This window comes from Novosphingobium album (ex Liu et al. 2023) (assembly GCF_029076845.1).
Taxonomy (GTDB): domain Bacteria; phylum Pseudomonadota; class Alphaproteobacteria; order Sphingomonadales; family Sphingomonadaceae; genus Novosphingobium.
This window is the reverse complement of the sequence record NZ_JARESE010000050.1, coordinates 134894-160991: the sequence shown is the minus strand read 5'-3', so window position 1 is coordinate 160991 and position 26098 is coordinate 134894. Positions and strand designations below refer to the sequence as shown.

General features: G+C 69.5%; 28 protein-coding genes and 1 tRNA gene. 15 read left to right on the top strand and 14 right to left on the bottom strand.

Annotated elements, in window-relative coordinates; genetic code table 11:
- Window positions 1-3 precede the first annotated feature (3 nt).
- On the top strand, window positions 4-777 hold the full coding sequence (locus tag PYV00_RS15785) for a hypothetical protein (RefSeq protein WP_275229262.1): 774 nt from the start codon (window positions 4-6) through the stop codon (window positions 775-777).
- Between the two features lie 31 nt (window positions 778-808).
- Here the strand turns inward: PYV00_RS15785 and PYV00_RS15780 are convergent, their stop codons facing one another.
- The 4 genes from PYV00_RS15780 to PYV00_RS15765 all read right to left on the bottom strand — a co-directional run bounded on the left by PYV00_RS15780 (window position 809) and on the right by PYV00_RS15765 (window position 3617).
- The gene (locus PYV00_RS15780; RefSeq protein ID WP_275229261.1) at window positions 809-1012 is read right to left on the bottom strand and encodes a DUF1737 domain-containing protein; all 204 of its coding nucleotides are present in this window, start codon (window positions 1010-1012) and stop codon (window positions 809-811) included.
- A gap of 38 nt (window positions 1013-1050) precedes the next feature.
- Window positions 1051-2352 carry an ATP-dependent protease ATPase subunit HslU gene (hslU, locus tag PYV00_RS15775; RefSeq protein ID WP_275229260.1) on the bottom strand — a complete coding sequence of 434 codons (1302 nt, stop codon included), beginning with the start codon at window positions 2350-2352 and terminating at the stop codon, window positions 1051-1053.
- Between the two features lie 144 nt (window positions 2353-2496).
- Window positions 2497-3057 carry an ATP-dependent protease subunit HslV gene (gene hslV, locus PYV00_RS15770; RefSeq protein WP_275229259.1) on the bottom strand — a complete coding sequence of 187 codons (561 nt, stop codon included), beginning with the start codon at window positions 3055-3057 and terminating at the stop codon, window positions 2497-2499.
- Between the two features lie 71 nt (window positions 3058-3128).
- The gene (locus tag PYV00_RS15765) at window positions 3129-3617 is read right to left on the bottom strand and encodes an outer membrane protein assembly factor BamE (protein ID WP_275229258.1); all 489 of its coding nucleotides are present in this window, start codon (window positions 3615-3617) and stop codon (window positions 3129-3131) included.
- Between the two features lie 175 nt (window positions 3618-3792).
- Here PYV00_RS15765 and PYV00_RS15760 point away from each other — a divergent pair, with 175 nt between their 5' ends.
- Together PYV00_RS15760 and PYV00_RS15755 are read left to right on the top strand one after the other, a co-directional pair.
- Window positions 3793-4305 (top strand): ubiquinol-cytochrome C chaperone family protein, encoded by a 513-nt coding sequence (locus PYV00_RS15760; RefSeq protein ID WP_275229257.1) that lies wholly within the window; start codon window positions 3793-3795, stop codon window positions 4303-4305.
- On the top strand, window positions 4302-4817 hold the full coding sequence (locus tag PYV00_RS15755) for a YceD family protein (RefSeq protein WP_275229256.1): 516 nt from the start codon (window positions 4302-4304) through the stop codon (window positions 4815-4817). The genes PYV00_RS15760 and PYV00_RS15755 overlap by 4 nt, the downstream gene beginning before the upstream one ends.
- 156 nt (window positions 4818-4973) lie before the next feature.
- On the opposite strand, the gene ssb is transcribed toward PYV00_RS15755, so the two are convergent.
- The 5 genes from ssb to PYV00_RS15730 form a co-directional block, all read right to left on the bottom strand.
- Window positions 4974-5531 carry a single-stranded DNA-binding protein gene (ssb, locus tag PYV00_RS15750; protein ID WP_275229255.1) on the bottom strand — a complete coding sequence of 186 codons (558 nt, stop codon included), beginning with the start codon at window positions 5529-5531 and terminating at the stop codon, window positions 4974-4976.
- Between the two features lie 22 nt (window positions 5532-5553).
- Window positions 5554-7395, bottom strand: a complete 1842-nt coding sequence (gene feoB / locus PYV00_RS15745) for a ferrous iron transporter B (protein ID WP_275229254.1) — start codon at window positions 7393-7395, stop codon at window positions 5554-5556.
- Window positions 7392-7631 carry a FeoA family protein gene (locus PYV00_RS15740; RefSeq protein WP_275229253.1) on the bottom strand — a complete coding sequence of 80 codons (240 nt, stop codon included), beginning with the start codon at window positions 7629-7631 and terminating at the stop codon, window positions 7392-7394. Before PYV00_RS15740 ends, feoB begins: the two co-directional genes overlap by 4 nt.
- A gap of 75 nt (window positions 7632-7706) precedes the next feature.
- Complete coding sequence (locus tag PYV00_RS15735; RefSeq protein ID WP_275229252.1) at window positions 7707-8381, bottom strand: COQ9 family protein; 675 nt, start codon at window positions 8379-8381, stop codon at window positions 7707-7709.
- Between the two features lie 4 nt (window positions 8382-8385).
- Window positions 8386-9015 carry an ankyrin repeat domain-containing protein gene (locus PYV00_RS15730; RefSeq protein ID WP_428981648.1) on the bottom strand — a complete coding sequence of 210 codons (630 nt, stop codon included), beginning with the start codon at window positions 9013-9015 and terminating at the stop codon, window positions 8386-8388.
- A gap of 85 nt (window positions 9016-9100) precedes the next feature.
- Here PYV00_RS15730 and PYV00_RS15725 point away from each other — a divergent pair, with 85 nt between their 5' ends.
- From PYV00_RS15725 to PYV00_RS15700, 6 genes are all read left to right on the top strand, one after another.
- A complete protein-coding gene (locus tag PYV00_RS15725; RefSeq protein WP_275229251.1) occupies window positions 9101-9736 on the top strand; it encodes an SCO family protein in 636 nt (211 codons plus the stop codon).
- Window positions 9724-10218 carry a YcgN family cysteine cluster protein gene (locus PYV00_RS15720; RefSeq protein ID WP_275229250.1) on the top strand — a complete coding sequence of 165 codons (495 nt, stop codon included), beginning with the start codon at window positions 9724-9726 and terminating at the stop codon, window positions 10216-10218. The genes PYV00_RS15725 and PYV00_RS15720 overlap by 13 nt, the downstream gene beginning before the upstream one ends.
- Window positions 10219-10223: 5 nt before the next feature.
- The gene (locus PYV00_RS15715) at window positions 10224-10949 is read left to right on the top strand and encodes a M48 family metallopeptidase (RefSeq protein ID WP_275229249.1); all 726 of its coding nucleotides are present in this window, start codon (window positions 10224-10226) and stop codon (window positions 10947-10949) included.
- Window positions 10950-11016: 67 nt separating this feature from the next.
- Window positions 11017-11502: a hypothetical protein gene (locus tag PYV00_RS15710; protein WP_275229248.1), complete on the top strand. Its 486-nt coding sequence runs from the start codon at window positions 11017-11019 to the stop codon at window positions 11500-11502.
- A complete protein-coding gene (ribD, locus tag PYV00_RS15705; protein ID WP_275229247.1) occupies window positions 11495-12472 on the top strand; it encodes a bifunctional diaminohydroxyphosphoribosylaminopyrimidine deaminase/5-amino-6-(5-phosphoribosylamino)uracil reductase RibD in 978 nt (325 codons plus the stop codon). Before PYV00_RS15710 ends, ribD begins: the two co-directional genes overlap by 8 nt.
- Complete coding sequence (locus PYV00_RS15700) at window positions 12457-13074, top strand: riboflavin synthase (protein ID WP_275229246.1); 618 nt, start codon at window positions 12457-12459, stop codon at window positions 13072-13074. The genes ribD and PYV00_RS15700 overlap by 16 nt, the downstream gene beginning before the upstream one ends.
- A gap of 30 nt (window positions 13075-13104) precedes the next feature.
- On the opposite strand, the gene PYV00_RS15695 is transcribed toward PYV00_RS15700, so the two are convergent.
- From PYV00_RS15695 to PYV00_RS15685, 3 genes are all read right to left on the bottom strand, one after another.
- Window positions 13105-13647 carry a GNAT family N-acetyltransferase gene (locus PYV00_RS15695; protein WP_275229245.1) on the bottom strand — a complete coding sequence of 181 codons (543 nt, stop codon included), beginning with the start codon at window positions 13645-13647 and terminating at the stop codon, window positions 13105-13107.
- A 16-nt stretch (window positions 13648-13663) separates the two neighbouring features.
- Complete coding sequence (locus PYV00_RS15690; RefSeq protein WP_275229244.1) at window positions 13664-14842, bottom strand: aromatic amino acid transaminase; 1179 nt, start codon at window positions 14840-14842, stop codon at window positions 13664-13666.
- A 101-nt stretch (window positions 14843-14943) separates the two neighbouring features.
- The gene (locus tag PYV00_RS15685; protein WP_275229243.1) at window positions 14944-15732 is read right to left on the bottom strand and encodes a DUF1134 domain-containing protein; all 789 of its coding nucleotides are present in this window, start codon (window positions 15730-15732) and stop codon (window positions 14944-14946) included.
- Window positions 15733-16001: 269 nt separating this feature from the next.
- Here PYV00_RS15685 and PYV00_RS15680 point away from each other — a divergent pair.
- The 3 genes from PYV00_RS15680 to PYV00_RS15670 all read left to right on the top strand — a co-directional run bounded on the left by PYV00_RS15680 (window position 16002) and on the right by PYV00_RS15670 (window position 18317).
- Window positions 16002-16093: transfer RNA gene (locus tag PYV00_RS15680), tRNA-Ser, on the top strand.
- Window positions 16094-16377: 284 nt separating this feature from the next.
- The gene (locus tag PYV00_RS15675; protein ID WP_275229242.1) at window positions 16378-16695 is read left to right on the top strand and encodes a 2Fe-2S iron-sulfur cluster-binding protein; all 318 of its coding nucleotides are present in this window, start codon (window positions 16378-16380) and stop codon (window positions 16693-16695) included.
- 62 nt (window positions 16696-16757) lie between these two features.
- Window positions 16758-18317, top strand: a complete 1560-nt coding sequence (locus PYV00_RS15670; protein WP_275229241.1) for a cytochrome P450 — start codon at window positions 16758-16760, stop codon at window positions 18315-18317.
- A gap of 66 nt (window positions 18318-18383) precedes the next feature.
- Here the strand turns inward: PYV00_RS15670 and PYV00_RS15665 are convergent, their stop codons facing one another.
- Both PYV00_RS15665 and PYV00_RS15660 read right to left on the bottom strand, forming a co-directional pair.
- Window positions 18384-19775, bottom strand: coding sequence for a sensor histidine kinase (locus PYV00_RS15665; protein WP_275229240.1), 1392 nt, complete (start codon window positions 19773-19775; stop codon window positions 18384-18386).
- Entirely contained in the window at window positions 19772-20428 is a 657-nt protein-coding gene (locus PYV00_RS15660; RefSeq protein ID WP_275229239.1) for a response regulator transcription factor, read from the bottom strand. The genes PYV00_RS15665 and PYV00_RS15660 overlap by 4 nt, the downstream gene beginning before the upstream one ends.
- Window positions 20429-20543: 115 nt before the next feature.
- Between PYV00_RS15660 and PYV00_RS15655 the strand changes: the two genes are divergently transcribed.
- Genes PYV00_RS15655 through PYV00_RS15645 form a run of 3 tightly spaced genes read left to right on the top strand, consistent with a single transcriptional unit; the run spans window position 20544 to window position 26053 of the window.
- A complete protein-coding gene (locus PYV00_RS15655) occupies window positions 20544-21683 on the top strand; it encodes an efflux RND transporter periplasmic adaptor subunit (RefSeq protein ID WP_275229238.1) in 1140 nt (379 codons plus the stop codon).
- Between the two features lie 4 nt (window positions 21684-21687).
- The gene (locus PYV00_RS15650) at window positions 21688-24825 is read left to right on the top strand and encodes an efflux RND transporter permease subunit (RefSeq protein WP_275229237.1); all 3138 of its coding nucleotides are present in this window, start codon (window positions 21688-21690) and stop codon (window positions 24823-24825) included.
- Window positions 24818-26053, top strand: coding sequence for a TolC family protein (locus PYV00_RS15645; RefSeq protein WP_275229236.1), 1236 nt, complete (start codon window positions 24818-24820; stop codon window positions 26051-26053). Before PYV00_RS15650 ends, PYV00_RS15645 begins: the two co-directional genes overlap by 8 nt.
- The last annotated feature ends 45 nt before the right edge of the window (window positions 26054-26098 follow it).

Sequence of the window (26098 nt, the reverse complement as noted above, 5' to 3'; positions counted from 1 at the left end):
TACGTGTCACGACTGATTCTGGCCACGGCGCTGATCGCGCTGGCGGTGTCCGCCTGTGACCAGGCCGATCCCTTCGGGGAGACCACCGGCCCCGCATCGCAGGCGCCCGGCCCCGCGCCGACCGACAACGGCATCGTCACCCGAAGCGGCGAGGGGCACTGCTCCGACGATGGCCCGCGCCTGGCCGGCAGCGGCATCTGCGTGAGCCGCGCGGTCAATTACATGGACTATCCGGCCGCCGAGGTGCCCACGCCGCCGGGCTGCGCATGGGTGGTCAACGAAACCGCGCTGCCCGATGAAGAATGGCTGATCTACCGCGCGCTGAGCTGCAAGGGCGTGACCACCACGCTCGCCTTCTCGGGCGGCAAGCGGCGCGCCCAGCTGACTTACGTGAAATCGGCGCTGGCCGGCGATGCCCGCAAGAACGAACGCGCCGCCAGCGTGATCGGGGCCGATCCCGACGCGAAGAACGCGATTCGCAATTTCGCCCGCGCCGCGATCGGCAACCCGGCGCAGGCGCGCGATTGCGACGTCCGCCCCGCCGGTGTCGAGGGCTGGCCCGCCGATGCGCTGGTGGTGGATGTCAGCACCGCCGCAGGCGCCACCGCCGATGGCCCCCGCGCCGCTTGCGGCCCTTATGGGCTGGACGAAGACGCGATGTCGTTCTGGCGCCCGATCGGCGAGATGGCGGTGTTCTTCACGCTGGGGCAGGATGCGATGGAAGTCGAGCCCGGCTCCTTCGCGATTGTCGAAGCGGAGCGGAAGGAACCGAAGTAAGGGCCCGGCGCGAGGCGCCAGGCCGCGAATCTCAGGACTTCACGACGTCCGCGTCCTTCCACACCACGGCCTGCGCCGCCTTCATGCAGTTTTCGGCCGTGTCCCAGCTGATCGTGGGCGAGCCATAGAGCCGCCAGCCCTGTTCCAGCGCTTCGGACACCCGCTCGCAAAAGGCGCGGTCGTCCTTGCCGGTAAGCAGGCGGTACACGGGGCGATCGTCGGGCGGGATGGACATGGGAGAGGTCTAGCGCGTTGGCGCCCCTCCCCCAAGTATCAAAGGATATACTTCGACAAGTCGCTGTCACCCGCCAGGCTCGCCAGCCGGTCGCGCACATAGGCCGCGTCGATCGTCACGGTTTCGCCCACACGGTCCTCGGCCTCGAAGCTCAGCTCTTCCAGCAGCTTTTCCATCACCGTCTGCAAGCGGCGCGCGCCGATGTTCTCGACGCTTTCGTTCACTTGCGCGGCGATCCGGGCGACTTCGCGCACCGCGTCGGCGCCGAATTCCACCGTCACTTGCTCGGTGCCGAGCAGCGCCTTGTACTGCGCCACCAGGTTCGCGCGGGTCTCGGAAAGAATCCGCACGAAGTCCTCCTCGCTCAGCGCCTTCAGCTCGACGCGGATCGGCAGGCGGCCCTGCAGTTCGGGCAGCATGTCCGAAGGCTTGGCGATATGGAACGCGCCGCTAGCGATGAACAGCACATGGTCGGTCTTCATCGGGCCGTACTTGGTCGAAACCGTGGTGCCCTCGATCAGCGGCAGCAGATCGCGCTGCACGCCCTCGCGGCTGACCGAGCCACCGCGCACGTCGGACACCGCGATCTTGTCGATCTCGTCAAGAAAGACGATGCCGTTGGTCTCGGCATTGGCCAGCGCGACGCGCGCGACATCGTCCTGGTCCATGCGCTTTTCGGATTCCTCCTCCAGCAGCTTTTCCCAGGCTTCAGGCACGCGCAGCTTGCGGCGCTTGAGCTTCTGCTGGCCGAAGGCCTTGCCCATGATGTCCGACAGGTTGATCATGCCGACCGAGCCGCCCATGCCGGGGATCTCCATCGGCATGGAGGGGCTGTCCTCCACCTCGATCTCCACCTCGGTCGCGTCCATCGAGCGATCGCGGATGCGCGCGCGGAAGCTCTCGCGCGTGGCTTCGGAGGCATTGTCGCCCACCAGCGCGTTGAGCAGGCGCTCCATCGCCGCCTTGGACGCGGCGTCCTTCACCGATTCGCGGCGCCGGTCCTTTTCCAGCCGGATCGCTTCCTCGACCAGATCGCGCGCGATCTGCTCGACATCGCGGCCGACATAGCCGACCTCGGTGAACTTGGTGGCTTCCACCTTGACGAAGGGCGCGTCGGCCAGCCGGGCGAGGCGGCGGCTGATCTCGGTCTTGCCGCAGCCGGTGGGGCCGATCATCAGGATGTTCTTGGGCGTCACTTCGTCGCGCAAGTCATCGGACAGGCGCTGGCGGCGCCAGCGATTGCGCAACGCCACGGCGACCGCGCGCTTGGCCTCGGTCTGGCCGATGATGTGCTCGTCGAGCGCGGCGACGATCGCCTTGGGAGTCAGGTTGTCGTTCATTCTTTTCTCGATGCTCTCTCCCCGGCCAGGGGAGAGATACGCAGACTTTCCCGCATCGCGGGCCAGTCGAAGTTGAGAGGGGGGCGGCTTGGCGCGTTCCCCTCTCCCAACCCTCTCCCCTGAAGGGGCGAGGGCTTTATCGGGTCAAACCGTTTCCACGGTCACGCGGTCGTTGGTGAAGACGCAGACTTCGGCCGCCACCTGCATCGCGCGGCGCGCGATCCGTTCGGCATCGTCCTCGTAATCGGTCAGCGCGCGCGCGGCGGACAGCGCATAGTTGCCGCCAGAGCCGATCGCGGCGATGCCGCCTTCGGGCTCCAGCACGTCGCCATTGCCGGTGATGACCAGCATCGTCTCTGCATCGGCGACGATCATCAGCGCTTCCAGATTGCGCAAGTACTTGTCGGTGCGCCAGTCCTTGGCGAGTTCCACCGCCGCGCGGGTCAATTGCCCGGAATACTGCTCCAGCTTCTTTTCCAGCCGCTCGAACAGCGTGAAGGCATCGGCGGTGGCGCCGGCGAAACCGGCGATCACCGACTCGCCCTTGCCGATGCGGCGCACCTTGCGCGCGTTGGGCTTCATCACCGTGTTGCCCATCGTGACCTGCCCGTCACCGGCGATGACGGTCCTGCCGCCCTTCTTCACGCCGATGATGGTGGTTCCGTGCCACTGGAGAAGGCCGTGGCTCGCCCCGTTGTTATCCATGCGCGGGATATATGCCGCGCCGAGCGCGGTTCAAGCCGGGGCGGCCCAGGTCTTGACCCCGGATCCTGACGCTAGCTTCCGTTCGGCCCCGGCCCGGTCGGCGTCTGGCCCATGCCGCCGGCCCCCACCGAGCCGACATTGCCGAACAGATCCTCAAGGAAGCTGCGATGGCGGCCCAGCGTCGGCGTCTTGTCGCCTTCAGGGCCGATCCGCGCGACCTGCTCCACGCCGCGCTTGTCGACCCCGGTGACATTGCCGGCCGGATCGAAGCGCACGCGCATCACCATCTGCGAGGCGGTGCGCGGCCGGCTGAACGGCGGCGTGCGGACGTTCTGCGAAACGTAGTACCAGTCCTGCTGGCCGAACTGGCTGACGAAAGTGGGGCGGCCCAGCGTGCGTTCCACCGAGGTGCGATTGTCGATGCCCGGCTGGACCGCGTCGATCAGCATGGAATCGACGATATAGCCGCGATGGTCCCGGATGGAGGTGCAGCCGCCGGCCAGCACCGCAAGCCCCAGCGCCAGGCCCGCCGCCCATGCCTTTTGACCGTTGATGCGCATCCGAATACTCCAAACCCGGCGCGCGCCCCCGAATGACCATATTGGGAATGGCCATATTGCCAGAGGGTACGCCGCCCATATATCGGCATGGAGCCTTAGGGCCCCGTGCCGCCTCGCGCAATGGCGTTGGGGCCGCCCGATTGAATTGCCGCTGAACGAAAGGTCGCCCATCCCCGTGACATTCCTGACTCGCCTCTTCGCCAAGCGTGACGACCGCGCGACGGTCCGCCCGCTGTGGCATCGCACGGTGGAGATCGCGCGCGAGAAAGCCTGGTATGCCGAATGCGGCGTGGCCGATACGGTGCCCGGCCGGTTCGACGCGGTGACGCTGGTGCTGGCGCTGGTGATGCTGCGCATGGAGCGCGACAAGACGCTGATCGCCCATTCAGTGCGGCTGACCGAGCTGTTCGTTGACGATATGGACGGCCAGTTGCGCCAGAGCGGCGTGGGCGATCTCGTGGTCGGCAAGCGCATGGGCAAGCTGATGGGCGTGCTGGGCGGGCGCATCGGCGTGCTGCGCGAAGCGCTGGCGCAAGGCCGCGAGGCGCTGGTGCCGGTGCTCGAACGCAATGTCACGCTGATCGCGGGCGCGGACAAGGACAGGCTGGCCGCCGCGGTGCTGGCCCTGGCCGGCCAGCTTGACGCGGCGAGCGACGAGGATCTGCTGGCCGCAAGGATCGCGCGGTGACGACGCCCGAATTCTCGCGCCCGATCGATATCCGGCAGGCCGACGGCAAGGACATGCATATCGCGGCCGATGCCTCCGAACGCGCGGCGCTGGCCCGGCGCTTCGGGCTGGTGCGGATCGATCGGCTGGAAGCCCGGGTCTCGCTGTCGCGGCGCGACCGCACGGTCGATGCCACGGGCCGGCTCAGCGCCGACATCGTCCAGAGCTGCGCGGTCTCGGCCGAGGATCTGCCCGTCGCGGTGGCGGAGGACTTCGCCTTCCGCTTCGTGCCCGAGGCAAGCGGCCACCTGCCGGACGAGGAAATCGAGCTGGATGCCGAGGACTGCGACGAGATCGAATATGCCGGCACCCATTGCGACATCGGCGAAGCCGTCGCGCAAAGCCTGGCACTGGCGATCGACCCGTTCCTGACCGGGCCGAACGCGGACGAAGCCCGGCGCAAGGCCGGCATCGTCGCCCCGGAAGACAACAGCCCGTTCGCGGTGCTCAAGGGATTGCAGCCGAAGGAATAGGGCGCGCGGAGCGGGTTTACTGATGCGCCATCGGCGCATGGCGGCACCTGCCCCCGCCCGGCCTCCCACAGCGTGTCATTCCGATGGGACGCCGGGTGGGGGCGCGGGCCGGTGCCGCCAGGAAATGCGCTCTTCCGCGCATTTCCCGACAACCTCTCAGAACGGGATATCGTCGTCCAGGTCGTCGCCAAGGCCGCCACCGCCGCCGGTGCGGCCCCAGTCGCCGCCACCTGACGAGGAACCGCCCGCGCCGCCGGACGAACCGCTCGAACCGCCCCAGTCGTCACCGCCCGAGGAACGGCCACCGCCGCCGCCAAAGCCGCCACGCGCGCCGCCGCCCCCGCCGGCACCACCGGCACCGGGCGCGCCGTCCAGCATGGTCAGCACACCGCCGATGCCGCCGACCGAGATTTCGGTGGTATAGCGATCCTGGCCGGACTGGTCCTGCCATTTGCGAGTGCGCAGCTGGCCTTCGATATAGACCTTGGAACCCTTGCGCAGGTAACGCTCGGCCACGCCGACCAGCCCGTCGGACTGCAGCACCACGGTGTGCCACTCGGTGCGCTCCTTGCGCTCGCCGGTCTGGCGGTCCTTCCAGCTTTCCGACGTGGCGATCCGCAAGTTGGCGATGCGCCCGCCGTTCTGGAACGACTTCACCTCGGGATCGGCGCCGAGATTGCCGATAAGAATGACCTTGTTGACGCTGCCTGCCATGAATTCCTCTCTTCGCGGGAACCTACAATCCGAGCGCGACCGCGCTCCAGTAGGTGATTCCGGCGAAGATATAGGCGAGCCCGAACAGGTAAGCCAACATGAACGCCGGCCATTTCCACCCATTCGTTTCGCGGCGGGTGACGGCGATGGTCGACATGCACTGCGGCGCGAAGACGAACCAGGCCAGGAAGGCCAGCGCGGTCGGCAGGCTCCAGCTCGCCTTGAGCCGGTCGGTCAGCGCCATCGCCTGCGCGTTCTCGTCGTCGTTCGAAACGGCATAGCTGGTCGCGAGCGAGGACACCGCCACTTCGCGGGCGGCCATCGCCGGGATCAGCGACAGCGCGATATCGCGGTTGAAGCCGATCGGCCGCACCACCACGGCCAGGCCATTGGCGAGATGCCCGGCGATCGAGGCGTCGACCTGGTCCTGCCCCGGCTCGGCGCGCGGGAAGTTGAGCAGGATCCAGAGCACCACCGTCACCGTGAAGATGATCGTGCCGGCGCGGCGCAGGAAGATCCACGCGCGCTGCCACAGGCCGATCGCCAGATCGCGCAGGCGCGGAAGCTGGTACTTGGGCAGTTCCATGATGAAGCCGCTGGCCGCGCCTTTGGTCAGCGAACGGCGCAGCACCAGCGCCGCCAGCATCGCGCCGACGATGCCGATCACATAGAGCCCGAACAGCACCAGCCCCTGCAGGCCGATGCCCAGTCCGACCGTGCGCTGGGGAATGAAGGCGGCGATGATCACCGCATAGACGGGCAGCCGCGCCGAACAGGTCATCAGCGGAGCGATCAGGATCGTGGTCAGCCGGTCCCTGGGATCGGCGATGCTGCGCGTCGCCATGATGCCCGGAATGGCGCAGGCGAAGCTGGACAGCAGCGGGATGAAGCTGCGGCCCGACAGGCCGACGCCGGCCATCATCCGGTCCATCAGGAAAGCCGCGCGCGCCATGTAGCCGGACGCTTCCATCGCCAAGATGAAGGCGAACAGGATGATGATCTGCGGCAGGAACACCACGACCGAACCGACGCCGGCCAGGATGCCGTCGGTCAAGAGATCGCGCGCGAGGCTGGGCGGGACGATCTCGAGCACGACGCCGGTGAGCCAGCCGACGGCAGCTTCCAGCGCATCGGCGAACGGCGTCGCCCAGGCGAACACCGCCTGGAACACCACGAACAGCAGCGCGAACAGGATCAGCGGCCCCACCCAGGGATGGAGCAGCAGCCGATCGAGCCGGGCGTGCAGCCGGTGGCGCTTCGATTCGGACAGGATCGCGCCTTCGGCCATCGCATGGGCGGCCACGCGCCGCTCGGTCAGCCCCAGCGCGGTCTGCCCCGGCCCCGGATGGCGCGTTTCCGCCTGGGCCAGCGCTTCGGCCAGCTCGGCCAGGCCGCGCCGGCGCACCGCCACGGTGGGCACCACGCGCACGCCCAGTTCCTCTTCGAGAATCGTGGGATCGAGCACCAGCCCGTCCCGCTCGGCCAGATCGACCATGTTGAGCGCGACGACGGTGGGCTTGCCCAGCGCGATCACTTCCTGCGCGAAGACCAGGTGCTGTTCGAGGTTCGAGGCATCGAGCACCACCACCAGCGCATCCGGCTCCGCCTCTCCCACGAACTGGCCGCGAATGACCTTGCTGGTCACTTCCTCGTCCGGGCTGGTGGGATCGAGCGCATAGGCGCCGGGCAGGTCGGTCATCTCCACCGGCTCGCCTGTGGGCAGCACCATCCGGCCCGATTTGCGCTCCACCGTGACGCCCGGATAATTGGCGATCTTCTGCCGCGCGCCGGTGAGCGCGTTGAACAGCGCGCTCTTGCCCGCATTCGGATTGCCGACGAGGGCGACCTTGCGCTGGCGGCTCACAGCTCTTCCACCTGCATCGCGGCGGCGTGGGCGCGGCGCAGCGCCACCGTCATCCGCCCGACCGCGACCGCGATCGGATCGCGCCCGCCGAACACGCCGCGATGCGAGACCGAGACCTTGGCCCCTTCCTCCAGCCCGAGCGCGCGCAGGCGGCCAGCCTCCTCCTGCACGAGACTCGGCCAGTCAACGGCAACGATACGGGCGGGCCGATCGGCGGGAAGCATATCGAGAGTCATGGGAATCGCGCTGCCAGATTACACGGGGCCTTGCAACTAATTCGCAATAACCCATGCGGCCGTCATTGATGGGCGTCAATTCGCCGGATAGCGCAGCCGGCCCAGGAAACGCGCCATGCTGAAGCGCTCTTCAGGCCGGCGCAGCAGCGCGGCCTTGGTCTTTTCGAACCGCATGATCCCCGCGATCCGCCGGTCGAGGAAGGCCCATGTCTCGGCCTTGCCCTCGCTCTCGTCGCTGGCGAACACGCTCAGCGTCGCGGCGTAGATCGCAGCCAGGATCGCGCGCTTGGTATAGTGGTTGTAATCGGTGGCGGTATCGCCCGCGAGCCGCCACATGCGATCGGCGCTGCGCCAGCCGAGCCGGGCCGCCCGCGCCGCGTTGCGCGGCAGCGCCATCGTCGCCAGCGCGCGCGAAAGCGCTTCCTCCAGCCCGATCTGCGCATCGAGCCGAAACCGCACCAGCCGGCGGATCCGTTCGCGCACCGGCAGCGTGGCCAGCTGTTCGGGCGGAAAGGCGATCGCCATCGCGACATCGAGGTGGCCGATCCACGCCCCGATCATCTCCATCGCGCCACCCCGGAAGGCATAGGCGGCGACATCGGCATCGACGCCGGTGGCATCGGCCGCCTGCTTCACCGCGTCCGCGCTCCAGCCGTCGAACACGGCGGCGGCGGCGATCGCGGGCGCGAGGCGTTCGCGGATCGCGTCCAGCGTCCGATCCTCGCGCGGCTGGCTTTCCCCCGGCGCCATCGGCCTAGAACACCGGGCCGTAAGTTGCTTGCGAGGCCGCCTTGGCGCCCTTCTTCGCGTATGTGTCGATCGCCTGGAGCAAGGCGCTGCCCTTGCCGTCCAGCTTGGCATAGTCGCGCGCGCTGCGGCCCGAATTGTCCGCCCGGTCAGGATCGGCGCCGGCTTCGAGCAGGATGCGCATCAGTGCGGTATCGCGCTGGTGCACCGCGCTGATCAGCGGCGTTTCGCCAGCGTTGTTCGTCTCGTCCAGCTTGGCCTTGCGGCCCACGAGGTATTCCACCCCTTCGCGCCAGCCCAGGCTCGTGGCGATCTGCAGCGGCGTCTGCCCGCGCCCGTCGCGCGCGTTGACGTTGGCCCCGCGCCCGGCGAGATATTGCAGCCAGGTCAGGTCGCGCCGCTGCGTGACGATGTGCAACGCGGTTTCCCCGTTCGACACGTCGCGCGTGTTGATGATCGTGGTGCCCGGCTCGTTGAGCGCGTCCTCCACCTTCTGCCCCTCTTTCTTGCGCACCGCGTCGAGGAACTTGTACCCGTCGGAAAACTGGGCCTGCGCCGGGCTGGCCAGGCACGCCATGCCCACCAGAACCGGCAGGACGACCCGCGCCAGGGCCTTCATCCAGGAAACCCGCCGCATCATCACCTTGCCAACCCTTTCGCCTGTTGCTCACCAGCGCGCACTTCGCCGCGCGGCCACCTTGCATACGGGCGCTTAGCAGAGCATGAACCGCCACGCCATGACCTACCACCGCACTCTTGCCGCGCTGCTGCTGCCCCTGCTGCCGCTTGCGCTCACCGCCTGCGGATCGGGCGGCGCGCCCACCGCCCCGGCCCAGCGCCCCCCGCTCGAAGGCGCCGCGATCGGCGGACCGTTCACGCTGGTCGACAAGGATGGCAAGACGGTGCGCTGGCAGGATTTCGCCGGAAAATACCGCATCGTCTATTTCGGCTACACCTTCTGCCCGGATGCCTGCCCGTTCGATGTCCAGGCCATGATGATGGGCTTCAACCGCTTTGCCCAGGCGCATCCCGGCGAGGCGGCGAAAGTCCAGCCGATCTTCATCTCGATCGATCCGCGGCGCGATACGCCCGCGGTGGTCGGCCAGTGGACCGCGGCCTTCTCGCCGCGCCTGCTGGGGCTCACCGGCACGCCCGAGCAAGTCGCCGGCGCGGCCAAGGCCTTCGCCGTCTATTACGCCAAGGGCAAGGACACCACGGGCGGATACCTGATGGATCACAGCCGCATCGCCTACCTGATGGACCCCGAAGGCAAGCCGCTGGCGATGCTGCCGGTGGACAAGGGCGTTGCCGACAAGGGTGCGGCGGTTGCCGCCGAACTGGAAAAATGGGTGAAGTAGAAACCCCCGCCCCGTTCTGGGAGCGTCCGATCGAACTGCTCGATCGCGCCGAATGGGAAGCGCTGTGCGACGGCTGCGGCCAGTGCTGCCTGCACAAGCTGGAAGATGCCGATACCGGCGAATTCTATAACACCAATGTCGCCTGCAAGCTGCTCGACCTCAGGACCGCGCAATGCAGCGACTATCGCCACCGCCGCACTTACGTGCCCGATTGCATGCGCCTGACCCCGCGCAATGCGGCCAGCCTGGAATGGCTGCCCCGGACATGCGCCTATCGCCTGCGCGCCCATGGCGAGCCCTTGCCCCCATGGCATTACCTGGTGTGCGGAGACCGCGCGGCGGTGCACGCGGCCGGTATCTCGGTGATCGGCAAGGTGGTGAGCGAGACCGTGGCCGGCCCGCTGGAGCACCACATCGTCTGGCCCGGCGAGGATGACGAGGACGAGGACGACGGGGCCCGCGACGAAGCCGGCGAGGCGTGACCGCGATGCTCGAATGGCTGCGCCGCGATCCGCGCGCGGAACCGGCGATCGAGATCGGCGACCGGCGCTTGCCGGTGGTGGTGCGCCGGCTCGCACAGGCCCGGCGCATGACCATGCGGCTGGCGCCCGACGGCAGCGAGGTGCGCATCTCGATCCCGCGCTGGGGCCGCGCCGCCGATGCGCTGGCCTTTGCCGAATCGCGCCGCGAATGGATCGCACGCCAGCTGGCCGCGCTGCCCCGCGCCGAGCCGCTGGGCACGGGCGGCGTGCTGCGCTTCCGGGGCGAGGCGCTGGCGCTGCGCCATGATCCCGCCGCGCCGCGCCGCCCGGTGGTGGAGGCCGGCACGATCCGCATCGGCGGCCCGGAAACCGCGCTCGCCGCGCGCCTGCGCCGCTGGCTGCATGGCGAGGCGCGCGAGCTGCTCGCCGCCGACCTTGCCGAATACTGCGCGCGCGCCGGCCGGCCGGTGTCCGCCCTGGCGCTGTCCAACGCGCAGCGCCGCTGGGGAAGCTGCGCGCCCGACGGCACGATCCGCATCAACTGGCGGCTGATCATGGCACCCGATTTCGTCCGCCGCTCGGTCGTCGCGCATGAAGTGGCCCATCTCGTCCATTTCGATCACTCGCCCGCGTTCCACGCCGCGCTGGCGCGGCTGTTCGAAGGCGACATCGCCGAGGCCAACCACTGGCTGAAGCGCGAGGGGCGCGGGCTTTACCACCCGCTGGGCTAGAGTCCGAGTTCAGCGCTTCAAGCTCCGCGGGCTGGCGCTCCGCCGCGCAAGGCTCTATCTAGCGCGCATGAGCCTCTTCAAACGCTCCGGTTACTGGCAGGACGTCAATCCCACCGGCATGATCGCCGACTTCCGCGAAGTCTGGCGGCAGGCCGGCCGCAACCGCTGGCGCTTCGCCGCGATCTCGGCCGCCTGCACTTTCGCGGTGTTCTACCTGATGAGCACGCAGGAAGCCAAGGCACCGCACCTGCCGCCCAAAGTGACCTATATCACCGTGTTCCCCGCGCACCGCACCGACGCGGAAATCATCGCCTCGAACATCGAGAACCAGAAGCGCAAGGAAGCCTTCGCGCGCGAGCAGGCCAAGCGCGACGAGGAAGTGCGCGCCATCTACAAGTCGATCGGCCGCTGGTCGGGCATGGATGTCGACAAGATCGCGCGCGAAGCCGATGCCGAACGCGCCGCCGAGGAACAGGCCGAGCGCGATGCGATCGCGAAACGGCGCGCGGCGGCCAACGCGGCGCAGCAAAAGGCGCAAGCCGCGCGTGAATGACGATGCCCGCTGGCTGGCCGCCGCCGCCAGCCTGGCCGCGCGCGCCCGTCCGCTGAGCCGCCCCAATCCCGCCGTCGGCGCGATCGTGGTCAGGGACGGCAAGGTTGTCGCGCGGGGCTGGACCCGGCCCGGCGGGCGCCCCCATGCCGAAGCTGTCGCGCTGGCCGCCGCCGGCGAGGCGGCGCGCGGCGCCACGCTCTACGTCACGCTCGAACCTTGCGCGCACCGCTCCGAGCGCGGGCCGGCCTGCGCCGATCTGGTCGCGGCATCGGGGCTGGCCCGCGTCGTCGTCGGCTGCGGCGATCCCGATCCCCGCACCGCCGGCAGCGGCATCGCCCGCATCCGCGCGGCGGGAATCGCGCTCGACCTGCTGGCCTCGCCGCAAGCCGAAGCCAGCCTGTCCGGCTACCTGACGCAAAAGCGCCTTGGCCGCCCCGAAGTCACCCTCAAGCTTGCCATGTCGCTTGACGGCTGCATCGCGCTGGCGAACGGCGAGAGCCAGTGGATCACCGGCGAGGCCGCGCGCGCGCATGTCCACGCGATGCGCGCGCGGGCCGACGCGATCCTGGTGGGCGGCGCCACGCTGCGCGGCGACGCCCCCCGGCTCGACGTGCGCCTGCCCGGCCTGCAGGCCCGCGCCCCCGAACGCTGGGTGCTGACGCGCGGCGAAGCGCCAACGGGATGGCGCGCCCTGCCCTCGCCCGAGGCGATCGCCGGGATGGCGGGCGTGCAGTATCTTTTCGTCGAGGGCGGGGCGGATGCCGCCGCCGCCTTCCTGCGCGCCGGGCTGGTCGATCGCCTGCTGCTGTACCGCGCGCCGATCCTGATCGGCGGCGGCCGGCCCGCGCTGGCCGATTTCGGCCTTGCCGCGCTGGCGCGGGCGCACGGGCAATGGCGGCGGGATGCACAGCACCCGCTTGGCAGCGACACGCTCGAAGTCTACACGCGCATCCCATGTTCACCGGAATAGTCACCGCCATCGGCACGATCCGCGAAGCGCGCAAGACGGGCGATCTGCGCGCGGTGATCGCGTGCCCGTTCGATCCCGCGACGATCGCCATCGGCGCCTCGATCGCCTGTTCGGGCGTGTGCCTGACCGTCGTCGACAAGGGCGGCGTGGCGGGCGACGCATGGTTCGCGGTCGATATCTCGGCCGAATCGGTCGCGCGCACGGTGCCGGGCCGCTGGGAGGAAGGCACGCGCCTCAATCTCGAACCGGCGCTGCGGCTGGGCGATGAGCTGGGCGGGCACATCGTCACCGGCCATGTCGATGGCGTGGGCGAAGTCCTGGGCCTGTGCCCTGAAGGCGATTCGCGCCGGATCGGCTTTGCCATCGGCGCGGAGCTGGCGCCCTACCTCGCCCCCAAGGGCTCGATCACGGTGGACGGCGTTTCGCTGACGGTGAACGAAGTGGCCGACCAGCCGGACGGCACATGCCACTTCGCGGTCAACATCATTCCGCACACCGCCGAAGTCACCACGCTCGGCGCGCTGGCGGCGGGCGACAAGGTCAATCTGGAGATCGACGTGCTGGCGCGCTATCTCCAGCGGATGCAGAGCCTGCGCGGCTGAGGTTCGCCACCCGCGCGCGGCGGCCCGGCTTCAACCCGCCAGCGGCCCCGCCGCGAAGCTTTCGCGCGTGATCGCATAGATCACATGGTCCACCATCACGCCACAGCGTTCATAGCGGCGCGCACGGTCGGTCAGCTCGCCGCCGATGTTCGCCATCGCCTTGCGCGAGATCACGTTGTCCGCGCCCACCTGGAAGATCACCCGCCGGTAATGCGCCAGCGCATGGGCGAGCATCAGCCGCTTGAACTCGGCATTGTAGCCGCGCCCCCAGAAGGCGCGCGCCAGGAACGACCAGCCGATCTCGATCTCACCAGCCGCTCCCGCCTCCGGCGCGCCATAGCGCGAGGAGCCGATCACCGCGCCGCTCGCCTTGTCGATCACCGCGTAGGCGCTGCCGCCGGCCATGGCCTCGGCGAAGAACACGCGGAACACCGGCTCCTGCCAGCGATCGTGCGAAGGGTGGCGCGCCCAGATCTCCGGGTCCGACGCGACGGCGAACAGCGCATCCCAATCGTCATGGCGCAACGGGCGCAGCAGCAGCCGCTCGCCCTCCAGCGTCGCCTGGCGATCCACCGTTGCCCGCCCGCCGTCAGGCGGCCACGGCGGCGACGGCGGCGATGAACTTGTCGATATTGCCCGCGGTCAGCCCGGCGATGTTGATGCGGCCCGAACCGGCCATGTAGATGCCATGCTTCTCGCGCATTTCGAGCACCTGCTCCTTGCTGAGCGGCACGATCGAGAACAGCCCGTTCTGCCCGCCCATCGGCGCGAGATCGACCGTGCCGGCCTTGCCGGCGGCGGCCAGCCGGGCGCGCACCTGGCGCATCCGCTCACGCATCTGGTCCAGCTCGTCGAGCCACTGCGCGGTGAGCGTCTCGTCCTCCAGCACCAACCGCACCGCGGCGGCGCCGTGATCGGGCGGCTGCGACCAGTTGGCGCGGGCCAGCGCGTGGGCGTTCGACATGATCCGGGGCAAATCCGCCGGCTCGGCCGCCATCACGTAGAACGCGCCGACGCGATCGCGATAGAGGCCGAAGTTCTTGTCGCACGAATAGCACACCAGCGCCTCGGGCACCGCGACCAGCACGCGGCGCAGGCCATAGGCATCCTCGTCCATGCCCATGCCCAGCCCCTGATAGGCCAGATCGATGATCGGCAGGATCTTGGCTTCGGACACCAGGCCGGCGATCTCGTCCCAGTCGCCGGGCGAATAATCGATGCCGGTGGGGTTGTGGCAGCAGCCGTGCAGCAGGATCGCGTCCTCGGCGCCGGCGCCCGCCAGCGCGGCGCGCAAGGCATCCATGTCCACCGTGCCGTCGGCCCGCGCATGGTTGAACTCGACCACCTCGAGCCCGAGATCGGCGCAGATCTGCGCGTGGTTCGGCCAGCTCGGCACGCCGACAATGATCCGCTTCACGTTCGCGCGGCGCGCCAGCGCCAGCGCCAGGCGCAGCGAGCCGGTGCCACCGGGCGCCTGCATCCCCTCGATCCGGCCACCCATGTCGGGGCTGTCCTTGCCGAAGACATAAGGCATCAGCGCCTCGACAAAGCCCATATCGCCCTCGGGGCCGAGATAGGCCTTGGAATCCTGCTCTTCCACCAGCTTGCGCTCCGCCGCCTTGATCGCGCCGAACACGGGGGTTTCGCCCTGCCCGGTGCGATAGACGCCGACGCCCAGGTCGATCTTGTCGGGCCGCGGGTCCGCGTTGTGGAGCTTGATCAGCGCAAGAAGCGCGTCGGCGGGCTGTTGCTGGAGGTTGGTAAGCATGGCGCGCGGGCCTTAGCGCCGGGGCCGGTGGCGTGCAAGGTGGTGGGTGGGTTTGGCTCGCCCGCGGCGACCGGATGGACCAGCGCCCCGCCCTCACTCCGTCAGAACGGCAGCCACTTCTGGTCGTGCGAGAACTTCATGTAGCCGATGTTCGCGCCCAGCCGCACGCCGGCGCCCATGCGCACCGGGATCAGCACCACATCGCCGCGCCGCAAGTAGCTGACATTGAAGCCGCCGACGAGATAGGCCTGCCCCTCGCCCGCCGCATAGCGGTGGTAGAGGTCTTCGGTATCGTAGAGATTGTAGACCAGCACAAAGGCATTGCCCGCGTTCAGCCCGACATCGAAGCCCAGCGAGGGCCCGGTCCAGTAGACCGGCCGGGTGCCTTCCACCTTGTGATGCAGCGTGCCCGAGCCATAGCGCAGGCCGAAGGCGATCGCGCCCGAACCTTCGCGGCCGATGATATAACCATTCGGCTCGCCCTGCTTGCGCAGCAGATCCTCGATCACGCCGGCGAGCCCTTCGGCGCCCTTGCCGAACACGCCTTCGGCCGCGCCGATCAGATCGTCCTTGCGATAGGTCTGCTGGCTGGCCGTGGTGGCCGTGCCGTCCGCACCGAGATCGCGCGCTTGCCAGTTCTCCACGCCGCTGGCCGATTCGGTTGGCGTTCCGTTGCCGGCGACGGGATCGGCACCGACGGAGATCGACGGCGCGGGTGCCGGGGAGGCCACCGGCGCCGGCGCGCTGGTACGGCTCGACAGGTCCCCGTCGATCGCCGCCGCGTCGGGATCGACCGGACGCACTTGCGCCAGCGCCGGCGCGGACAGCGCGAAGGCGGCCAGCAGCGCCAGCGCCTTTGCCACGAGCGAGTTGTTCTTGCGGACTAGCATTTTCCCGAGGATCCTCCACGCAACCGCCATCAGGCGCAGTGGCCCGCGCGGCTTCCGATCGCACAAGACCGGCCCCCTTAAAGAATCCAGCGGGCCTGACCCCGCAATGAACGGTCGACAGAGCGAGTCCGTTTTGCGGCCAGCCGAATCCCGAGCGCGGCAAAAGCCCGCATCTGCAAGACGAACGCAAAACATCGCCACCGCCCCTCGCAGGCCCTTGCCGCTCCTGAACACCATCGCTATAGCCCGGCGCTCGCAGGCCGCGAACCGGAGACGTGGGTGAGTGGCTGAAACCAGCGGTTTGCTAAACCGTCGTGCCCTTAAGGGGGCACCCCGGGTTCGAATCCCGGCGTCTCCGCCATATTTTCGCTCGCGGCAAATTCGCTTCGCTCATTGCCTCCGCTGGGGCGGGCGAAAGCCCGGGCCGCAGTCGCGGCCCTTGGCTCAGAATTCGAACTTCGTCCCGAACTCTCCGCCATTCCCCTGATCGCATGACAATTCGCCTCGGTCATCCCCGCGACGCCTTCGCGGGCGATCCGGCGCGCTGGCCATGCGCGGCGCGAATTCCCCGTTGACGCGCCCACCCTCGCACAGATATGAGCCACAATGTCTCACAGACTTGCGAGACGTCTGCAGGAGTATCTCATGCCATCTCTCGTCATTGTCGACCGTTCGGGAGCGGAGCGCGCGGTCGCGGCAGGGCCGGGGCTCACGGTCATGGAAGTGATCCGCGATGCCGGTTTCGATGAAATGCTGGCGCTGTGCGGCGGCTGCTGTTCGTGCGCGACGTGCCATGTCCACGTCGATCCCGCCTTCGCCGGCCTGATCGACGCGATGGGCGCGGATGAGAACGACCTGCTGGACGGCTCTGCGGATCGGGACGCGAATTCCCGCCTGTCCTGCCAGATCCGCTTCACGCCGCAACTCGACGGAATGCGCGTCACACTGGCGCAGGACGACTGACCGGCCCCTTATCCCAGCCCGCCTGCCGGCACCGGCGGCACTCCCATTCGAGGCGCTTTGACATGACCCAACTGGCCGACCGCGACTATTTCACCGATTACCAGATCCTCAAGGACCCTTACGCCTATTTCGAGGCGGTGCGCGAGCACGGGCCGGTCTACCAGCCCGAAGGCCGCGACTTCCTGATCGTGACAGGCTTCGAGGAACTGCTCGAAGTGATGCGCAACTCGGCCGATTTCTCGGCGATCATCGGGCTGCAGGGCGCCGCCTTGCCCTTGCCCTTCACGCCCGAGGGAAGCGACATCACCGACCAGATCGAGCAACACCGCCATGCCTTCCACGGCGGTGACCTGCTGGTCAATCTGGACGACAAGCCGCACACCAACATGCGCGCGCTCGTCAACACGCTGTTCACGCCTTCGCGGCTCAAGGCGAACGAAGCCTATATGGCCGATTTCGCCGATCGCATGGTGCGCGGCGCGGTGGCGAAAGGCGCGATCGACCTGGTCGATGAGATCGCCACCCCGTTCGTGACCTGGGTGGTGGCCGACCTGCTCGGCGTGCCGAACGAGGATCGCCAGATGTTCATGGACAAGATCCGCGAAGCCCCCTGCCCCGGCAACCTCGAAGGCGACATGGCGCTGGACGAGGCGGATCATCCGTTCGCCGTCATGGGCGCCTACTTCGCCGGCTATGTCTTCGACCGGGTGGCCCATCCGCGCGAGGACGTGCTGAGCGAACTGGCCAATGCCACTTATCCCGACGGAACCCGGCCCGATCCGGCCGACATCGTCAAGCTGGGCATGTTCATGTTCGGCGCGGGCCAGGACACCAGCGCCAAGCTGCTGAGCAACGCGATGCGCTACATCGTCGATCAGCCGGGCCTGCAAGCCCGGCTCCGCGCCGACCCGTCGTTGATTCCGGCACTGCTGGAAGAAGTGCTGCGCCTCGAAGGCTCCACCAAGCAGACCGCGCGGCTGGCCCGGCGCGACACCAGCATCGGCGGGCGGCCAGTCAAGGCCGGAACCAGGGTGCTGCTGGCGATCGCCGCCGCCAACCGCGATCCCAAGCGCTGGGACCAGCCGGAAGCCTTCATCCTCGGCCGCCCCAGGATCAAGGAACACGTCGCCTTCGGCCGAAGCGCCCACACCTGCGCGGGCGCGCCGCTGGCCCGGGCCGAAGTCCGTGTCATCCTTGAGAAGTTCCTCGAACACACCGCGCATATCGACATCGACGAGGCCCGGCACGGCCCCGCCGGCGCCCGCGCGCTCGACTACGAGCCGAGCTTCATCATTCGCGGCCTGTCCGAACTCCACGTCAAGCTGACGCCTTCGGCCAGCTTCACGCCACTCGAACCGGCACCGGCCGACGCCGAGCGCAAGGCCGACACGCCGGCTATCGCCGCGATCTCGACCGGGGACACCAGGCTGGCCGACCTGCTTGACAACCCCTCGGCACGAGAACTGATCGACCGGCATTTCCCCGGCATCAGCGAGGACCAGCGCATCGGCATGGCCAAGGGCATGACCCTGCGCTCGATCCAGAAATTCGCGCCGGACCAGTTCACCGACGCCGCGCTGGATGCGCTCGATGCGGACCTTGCCGCGATACCCGCGCAATGACCGCCTTCAGGCGCCGGGCCTGAGCAGGAGGGGACCGGCCGCCGCGAGCGCGCGGATCGAAACGCCTCAGGCCCCGTCCGGCAAGGCGCTGAGGCGGGCTTCCAGGCCGCTGGCTCCATCTGCGCGGGGGGAGAGGGTCAGGCGCAGGCCGTAGGCGCCGGCGATCTCGCGAGCGATGGCCAGGCCCAGGCCGGAGCCGGGCATGGCGGTGTCGAACCGCGTGCCGATGTCGCAGGCGCGGGCGATCTGGTCGGGAGTGAGGCCGGGGCCATCGTCGATCACGGCAAGCTCGGGCAGGTCCGGCTCGGCGGCCAGCTCGACGCGCACCTGGTGCCTGCTCCACTTGCCGGCATTGTCCAGCAGGATCGAGAGCAGCTCGGCAAGGTCCACCGGATCGACCGGCCAGACCGCGCCGGTGCCCGTCGGCGCGCGCAGCAGGAATTCGCGGTCCGGGTGCAGCCGCCGCATCGCCGAGAGAATGGGCGTGAGCACCTCGCCGATCTGGCTGGCCGTGCCGGGACCGCGCGCGCCGGCGGCGGAACTGGCGCGGGCAAGCTGGTATTCGATGTGCTGCGCCATCACCTGCCCCTGTTCAAGCAGGATGCGGCCCGCATTGCGCGTCGTCTCCCTGTGCGCCAGCCGCTCCGCCTCGTCGGTCATCACGGCCAGCGGCGTGCGCAGCGCATGGGCCAGGTTGCCCGCTTCCACCCGCGCGCGCTCCACGGTCTGGCGGTTGTGGTCGATGAAGGCATTGAGATCGCCGACCAGCGGCGCCAGCTCGGTGGGATAGTCCCCTTCGAGGCGCGCGGCCGCGCCGGCGCGCAGGCGCGCGGTTGCCCGCGCCAGCCGGTCGAGCGGCCTGAGCCCGACCGAGACCACCGCCAGCCCGGTGGCCACCAGCGCCAGCGCCAGTGCGCTGAGCCAGACGGTAAGCTCACGCGTGAAGCGGGTGATCGCCTCGTCCAGCAGGCGCTCGTCGGTGGCGATGGCATAGTGCACCTGGCCCGCGCCGGGCGCATCGCGCAGGAAGCCGTAAGTGATCGCGGGGCCGGTCGGCCCGTCCTCGATGTGGTGGTGGATCGTGCTGTCGTGCGCGACGCTCTGGTCCAGCCGGCCGCGCGTCATCGAGGCCGAACGGATGGTCTCGCGCCCCGGCAGGCTGACTTGCCAGTAATAGCCCGAAAGCGGGACGAGGTAGCGCGGATCGGACAGCGGGCGGTCCATCCTCAGGCGCCCGTCCGGCGCCACGCGCACCAGCCCGGCCAGTTCCTTGATGTGGACTTCCAGTTCCTCGTGATACTGCTGCTCGACATGCTTGGCGAACAGGCGCGTGGCGGAAAACCAGATGCCGCCGATCCCCAGCGAGACCCACAGCAGCACCGCCAGCAGGATGCGCAGGCGCAGCGAGCGCCAGTGCCAGCGGCGGGCCGGGCCGGCAGGCGCGAAAGCGGCGCTCATTTGCCGAACCTGTAGCCCAGGCCCCGCAAGGTCTGGATTCGCCCCGTCCCGATCTTGCGGCGCAACCGCGAGACGAGCACTTCGACGGCGTTGATGTCGCGGTGGCTTTCGAGGTCATAGAGATGCTCGACGATATCGCCTTGCGACAGCACCTGCCCCGGCCGGCGCATGAACAGGTTGAGCAGGCGGAACTCCTGCTTGGACAGCGAAAGCGCGCGCCCGTCGCACTCCACCTCGCGCGCGATGGGATCGAGCCGGATGCCGGCTTCCTCGATCCAGGTGTCGCGGCTGCCCGACTGGCGGCGCAGCAGGGCATGGAGCCGGGCGAGCAGCTCCTCGAAGCGCACCGGCTTGACCACGAAATCGTCTGCCCCGGCATTGAGCCCGACGACCTTGTCCTGCCAGCTTCCGCGCGCGGTCAGGATCAGGATCGGGCAAGCGAGGCGCCGCTCGCGCCAGTGCCGGAGCAAGTCCATGCCGCTGCCGTCGGGCAGGCCGAGATCGAGCACGACGGCGGCCATCTTGTCCATGTCGGGCCAGGCCGCGCCCTCTTCGCGCCCGCGCGCGACGTCGACCGCGAAGCCCGCGTCGCGCAGCCGGTCGGACAGGCGGGCCGCCAGTTGCGCGTCGTCCTCCACCACCAGAAGCCGCAAGCTCCACCCTTTCCCGTTCGCATTCCCGTTCGCACCGGCCCCAGGCAAGTGCACCGCTTTTACGAAACTGACGATAGACAGCCAAACTGACAAGGTTCTGTCAGTTTGGCCCGCCATGTCCACGCGCATGGACAAGAAGATCATGGCGGGCGCCGGCACGGCGCTGATCGCGCTCGCGTGCCTGGGGTACTATTTCGTCGGAGGCACCGGCCAGCCTGACGGCGCGCCCGCGCCGCAGGCCCCGGCGGCACAGCCCGGCGCGCTGAGCGCGCAGCAGATCGCCAGGCTGGGCATCCGCCTGGAAGCGGCGGCACCGGCCGAAGGCGTGCCGCTGGGCACCGTGCCGGGCCAGGTCACGCTGCCGCCGCAAGCGCGCGTGGCGGTGACGGCGCCGTTTGCCGGCGTGGCCGTGCGCGTGCTGGTGCTGGAAGGCGAACAGGTGGCGGCGGGCCAGCCGCTCGCGATGGTGCGCGCCGCCCAGCCCGTGCAGTTCGGCGCCGAGCTGGCCCGCGCGAAGGCCGATCTGGCGGTGGAGCGCGCGCAGGCGGAACGGCTGGCGATGCTGGCGCGCGAAGGCATCGTCGCCGGCGCGCGCGCCGACGAGGCGCGCGCGGCTATGCGGCGCACCGAAGCGACGATCGCGGAAAACCGCCGCCTGCTCGCGCTGGGCGGCGCGGGGCGCGACGGCAGCGCCGTGCTCCACGCGCCAATCGCCGGGCGCGTCGCCAGCGTCGCGGTCGAGACTGGCGGGCCGGTCGGCGGCGACAAGGCGCCATTCGTGATCGAGAACACCGCGCGCCTGACGCTGGACCTCCAGCTTCCCGAGCGGCTGGCCAACACCGTGCGGCCGGGCATGGCGGTGGACGTGCCCGCGCCCGGCGCGGCCGGCGGCAAGCTGACCGGCCGGATCCTTTCGGTCGGCGCTTCGCTGGACCCGGCCACCCGCTCGATCCTCGCCAAGGCGAGCCTGCCGGCCGCGCCGGGGCTGGTGCCGGGGCAAAGCGTGATGGCCGTGATCCGCGCGACCGACAGCGCGCCCCGCCGGCAAGGTGTCTCGGTGCCCGTGGAGGCGGTGACGCGGATCGACGGGCAGGACTGCGTCTTCGTGCGCCAGGGCACGCGCTTTGCCCGCCGCAAGGTCACGGTCGTTGCGCAGGCCGATGGCCGGGCGGTGATTTCCACCGGACTGAACGCCGGGGAAGCGGTGGCGGTCAGCGGCGTCGCCGAGCTCAAGTCGCTGCTGGGCGGGGAATAGGGCCATGCTCGCCAAGCTCGTCGAACGCGCGCTGGCCTTGCGGCTGGCTGTCATCGGCCTCGCGCTGGGGCTGGCCGGGCTGGGCGCCTGGGCATTCCTGCGCCTGCCGATCGATGCCTTTCCCGATATCAGCTCCACCCAGGTCAAGATCATCCTCAAGGCGCCCGGCATGACGCCCGAGGAAGTCGAGAGCCGCGTCATCACGCCGATCGAGATGGAAATGCTGGGCATCCCGCAACAGGCGACGCTGCGCTCGGTGGCCAAGTACGCGATCGCCGATATCACGATCGATTTCGCCGAAGGCACCGACATCTACTGGGCGCGCAGCCAGGTGGCCGAACGGCTGAACGGCGTCACGGGCGATCTGCCCGCGAGCGTGAGCGGCGGCATGGCGCCGATCTCCACCCCGCTGTCCGACATGTACATGTTCACGATCGAAGGGCCGCAGAGCCTTGCCGAAAAGCGGCGCACGCTCGACTGGGTGATCCGCCCCGCGCTGCGCACGGTTCCCGGCGTCGCCGATGTCAACGCGCTGGGCGGCTATGTCGAGACGTTCGAGGTGGTTCCCGACGTTTCCGCGCTGGCGGCGGCGGGCCTGGCCGTGACGGACCTGGCCGCCGCGATCGAGGCATCGAACCGCAACGACGGCGCGGGCCGCCTGGTTTCCGGCGAGGAAGCGCTGATCGTGCGCGCCAGGGGCGCGATCGCCACGCCGGACGATCTCGCCGCCATCGTCGTGCGCGGCGACGGCGGCCGGGTCGTGCGGGTAAGCGATGTCGCGCGCGTACGCACCGGCAGCCTGACGCGCTATGGCGCCGTTTCGCACAACGGCAAGGGCGAGGCCGTGGAAGGGCTGGTGATCGGCCTGCGCGGCGCCGACGCGGCGCTGGTCGTCGCCGGCGTCAAGGAGCGGCTGGCCGAAGTGGAGGCCAGCCTGCCCAAAGGCATGACGGTTTCGGTCTTCTATGATCGTTCGCACCTGATCGAGCACGCGGTCGGCACGGTGGAGGAAGCGCTGCTCGAAGCGACGCTGCTGGTCGTCGTGCTGCTGCTGCTGTTCCTGGGCGACGTGCGCGCATCGCTGATCGTGGCGCTGGCCCTGCCGATGGCGGCGCTGCTCACCTTCATCTTCATGCACGCCATCGGGCTGACCGCCAACCTGATGAGCCTGGGGGGCCTGGCCATCGCCGTGGGCATGTTGGTGGATGGCGCGGTGGTGGTGGTGGAGAACGTGGTCGAGCGGCTGTCCGATCCCAGACACGCGCGCATGGGCAAGCTGCACAACGTGTTCGTCGCCGCCACCGAAGTGGCCAAGCCGGTGGCATCGGGCATGGCGATCATCGCGCTGGTGTTCCTGCCGCTGTTCACGCTGCAGGGGCTGGAAGGCAAGCTGTTCTCGCCCGTGGCGCTCACCATCGTGCTGGCGCTGCTCTCGGCGCTGGTGCTCTCGCTCACGCTGGTGCCGGTGCTGGCCTTCTACGTGCTGAAAGTGAAAGCCGGCGATGCGCATCACGAACCCTGGCTGATGCGCCAGATCGGCCCGCGCTATCACGCCTTGCTGGCGGGCGCCTTCCAGCGGCCCAGGCTGGTCTACACCGTTGCCGGGATCTCGCTGCTCCTCACCGTCGGTGCCTATTCGGTGACGGGCAAGACCTTCCTGCCGACGATGGACGAAGGCTCGATCATCGTCCAGCTCACCAAGCTGCCGTCGATCTCGCTCGATCACAGTGTCGAGGGCGATCTCAAGGTGCAGCGCGCGATCCTGTCGCAAGTGCCCGAAGTCACCGAGGTGGTCGCCCGCGTGGGCTCGGACGAACTCGGCCTCGATCCGATGGGCCTCAACGAGACCGACAGCTTCCTCAAGCTCAAGCCGCGCGAGGAATGGCGCGTGGCCGACAAGGACTGGCTCGTCGAGCAATTGCGCCAGGCGCTGGCCGGGCTGCCGGGGATCGAGCCCAGCTTCACCCAGCCGATCGAGATGCGGATCTCCGAAATGCTCACCGGCGCGCGCGGCGATCTGGCGATCAAGATCTTCGGGCCCGACCTTGCCGAGCTGGCCCGGCTGGCCGGCCAGATCCAGACCCGGCTGGAAGCCATACCCGGCACCAGCGAGGCGATGACCGTGGCCAACGACCGGGTCGACTATCTCCAGCTCGATATCGACCGCGTCGCCGCCGGCCGCGCCGGAATGCCGGTGAGCGACCTGCAGGACGCGATGCGCGCGCAAGTCGAAGGTGTGCGCGCCGGCGTGGTGGCCGATGGCGTGCGCCGGGTGCCGATCGTGATCCGGGGCGAAGGGCAGGCGCTGGGCGCGCAGGACTTCGCCGACCAGCTCTATCGCACGCCCACCGGCCAGCTGGTGCGCGCCAGCGACGTCGCCCGCGTGGAGCGGACCGAAGGCCCGGTGAAGCTGGAGCACGAAAACGGCTCGCGCTTCGCCATGGTGCAGGCGTTCGTCTCGGGCCGCGACCTGGTCGGCTATGTCGAGCAGGCCAAGGCCGACGTCGCCACCCATGTCACGCTGCCGCAGGGCTACCGCATCGTCTGGGGTGGGCAGTTCGAAAACCAGCAGCGCGCCTCGGCCCGGCTGATGGTGGTGCTGCCGATCTCGCTGGTGATGATCTTCATCGTGCTTTACGCGACGCTCGGCTCGGTGCGCGCCTCGCTGCTCATCCTGGTCAACATCCCCTTCGCGCTGGTCGGCGGGATGCTGTCGCTGGCGGTTTCGGGCGAATACCTGTCGGTGCCCGCCTCGGTCGGGTTCATCGCCCTGCTCGGCATCGCCGTGCTCAACGGCCTGGTCATGGTCAGCTACTTCCGCCAGTTGCGCGAGGGCGGCGTGCCGCTGGCGCAGGCGGTGCGGCGCGGAGCGGAACGGCGCCTGCGCCCGGTGCTGATGACCGCGACGATCGCCGCCTTCGGCCTGGTGCCGCTGCTGTTCGCCAGCGGGCCCGGATCGGAAATCCAGAAGCCGCTGGCGATCGTCGTCATCGGCGGGCTGATCTCCTCCACGCTGCTGACGCTGATCCTGCTGCCGATGCTGTACGAACGCTTCGGCGAAAGCCGGGCCGAACGCGAGGCGGGCGACCGCGCGCACCCGCTGACGACCGGCGACACGAGCGGGGAGACGGCCGATGCGTAAGGCGATCCTGCTGGCCGCCGCCGCGCTCACCCTCCCCGCCGCGCTGCGGGCCGAGCCCGGCCTGCCCGATCCGGCCGCGGTCATCGCCGCGCTGGATGCGCATCCCTCGGTCCAGGCCGCGCAGGCGCGAACCGGGGCGGCCAGGGCCGAGGCGCGGGCCCTGGCGCGCGGCAGCCACGAGATCACGCTGAGCGGCAGCTACGTCAACCGCGCGGTCGATCGCGAAGGGCATTACGACGAATACGACGCGCAGCTCCTGCGCGCGGTCCGCCTGCCCGGCAAGGCCCGGCTCGATCGCGAGATCGGCGCGTTCGGCGTCGCCGCCGCCGAGAACCGGGCCGAGGACGTGCGCCACCAGACGGCGGTGCTGCTGTCCGAAAGCTGGTGGGACTGGCTGGGCGCCGCGCAGGAAGCGCGAGTCGACCGGCAGGCGGTGGAAAACTACGCCAAGCTGCTCGACGCGGTGCGCCGCCGCGTCGCCTTGCGCGACGCGGCGCAGCTTGAGGCCGACCAGACCGAAGCGCTGCTAGGTTCGGCGCGGCTGGCCGCCGAACAGTCGCAAGGGCGCGAGGCGCTGGCCCGTGCGCGGCTGGCCGCGCAGTTCCCCACGCTGCCGCTGCCCGCAAGCCCCGAGCCGGTGCCCCAGCCCAGCCTGCCCGAAGCCGGCCTTGCCGCGCTGGGGCAACTCGTCATCGCGCGCAGCCACGAGATCGCCGCCGCCGACGCGCAGGCATCGCGCACCGATGCCGCCGCCCGACGCGCGCGGGCCGATCGCGTGGCCGACCCCTCACTGGGGGTGCGGCTGTTTTCCGAGCGCGAGGGCGCCGAACGCGGCGCGGGCGTGCTCTTCTCGATCCCGCTGGGCGGCGGCCACCGGCAAGCGCTGGCCGACCAGGCCGAGGCCGAAGCCAGCGCGGCCCGCGCCGATGTGACCGCGACGCATTACGCGGTGACGGAAATGGCCGAAGGCGACATGGCGCTGGCGCGATACAGCTTCGCCGCCTGGCAGCGCGCCCGCGAAGGGCTGGACGCCCAGATCGCCGCGCTGACCAAGCTGCGGCTGGGCCACAAGGCCGGCGAGATCGACCTTGCCGACGAACTGCTGGGCGAACGGCAAGTCCACGATGCGTTCCGCGCCGAAGCCCAGGCCCGCACCGAGGCCATGCGCGCGCTCACCCGGCTGCGCATCGATTCGCATGAGATATGGATCGGCGAGGAGGCCGGATGAACCCGCGCCGGCCGGCACGGTTGCGCGATCGCCGCCACGCTGCCA

Bases quoted from the DNA above. Each gene is read 5' to 3' on its own strand.
- PYV00_RS15720 (WP_275229250.1), top strand. From the start codon at position 9,724: ATGGGTGAAGTAGAAACCCCCGCCCCGTTCTGGGAGCGTCCGATCGAA.
- PYV00_RS15650 (WP_275229237.1), top strand. From the start codon at position 21,688: ATGCTCGCCAAGCTCGTCGAACGCGCGCTGGCCTTGCGGCTGGCTGTC.
- PYV00_RS15735 (WP_275229252.1), bottom strand. From the start codon at position 8,381: ATGGCGCCGGGGGAAAGCCAGCCGCGCGAGGATCGGACGCTGGACGCG.
- hslU (WP_275229260.1), bottom strand. From the start codon at position 2,352: ATGAACGACAACCTGACTCCCAAGGCGATCGTCGCCGCGCTCGACGAG.
- hslV (WP_275229259.1), bottom strand. From the start codon at position 3,057: ATGGATAACAACGGGGCGAGCCACGGCCTTCTCCAGTGGCACGGAACC.
- ssb (WP_275229255.1), bottom strand. From the start codon at position 5,531: ATGGCAGGCAGCGTCAACAAGGTCATTCTTATCGGCAATCTCGGCGCC.
- PYV00_RS15700 (WP_275229246.1), top strand. From the start codon at position 12,457: ATGTTCACCGGAATAGTCACCGCCATCGGCACGATCCGCGAAGCGCGC.
- PYV00_RS15740 (WP_275229253.1), bottom strand. From the start codon at position 7,631: ATGACTCTCGATATGCTTCCCGCCGATCGGCCCGCCCGTATCGTTGCC.
- PYV00_RS15780 (WP_275229261.1), bottom strand. From the start codon at position 1,012: ATGTCCATCCCGCCCGACGATCGCCCCGTGTACCGCCTGCTTACCGGC.
- PYV00_RS15665 (WP_275229240.1), bottom strand. From the start codon at position 19,775: ATGAGCGCCGCTTTCGCGCCTGCCGGCCCGGCCCGCCGCTGGCACTGG.
- PYV00_RS15670 (WP_275229241.1), top strand. From the start codon at position 16,758: ATGACCCAACTGGCCGACCGCGACTATTTCACCGATTACCAGATCCTC.
- PYV00_RS15685 (WP_275229243.1), bottom strand. From the start codon at position 15,732: ATGCTAGTCCGCAAGAACAACTCGCTCGTGGCAAAGGCGCTGGCGCTG.
- PYV00_RS15675 (WP_275229242.1), top strand. From the start codon at position 16,378: ATGCCATCTCTCGTCATTGTCGACCGTTCGGGAGCGGAGCGCGCGGTC.
- PYV00_RS15765 (WP_275229258.1), bottom strand. From the start codon at position 3,617: ATGCGCATCAACGGTCAAAAGGCATGGGCGGCGGGCCTGGCGCTGGGG.
- PYV00_RS15645 (WP_275229236.1), top strand. From the start codon at position 24,818: ATGCGTAAGGCGATCCTGCTGGCCGCCGCCGCGCTCACCCTCCCCGCC.
- PYV00_RS15690 (WP_275229244.1), bottom strand. From the start codon at position 14,842: ATGCTTACCAACCTCCAGCAACAGCCCGCCGACGCGCTTCTTGCGCTG.
- PYV00_RS15730 (WP_428981648.1), bottom strand. From the start codon at position 9,015: ATGCGGCGGGTTTCCTGGATGAAGGCCCTGGCGCGGGTCGTCCTGCCG.
- PYV00_RS15710 (WP_275229248.1), top strand. From the start codon at position 11,017: ATGAGCCTCTTCAAACGCTCCGGTTACTGGCAGGACGTCAATCCCACC.
- PYV00_RS15715 (WP_275229249.1), top strand. From the start codon at position 10,224: ATGCTCGAATGGCTGCGCCGCGATCCGCGCGCGGAACCGGCGATCGAG.
- PYV00_RS15655 (WP_275229238.1), top strand. From the start codon at position 20,544: ATGTCCACGCGCATGGACAAGAAGATCATGGCGGGCGCCGGCACGGCG.
- PYV00_RS15725 (WP_275229251.1), top strand. From the start codon at position 9,101: ATGAACCGCCACGCCATGACCTACCACCGCACTCTTGCCGCGCTGCTG.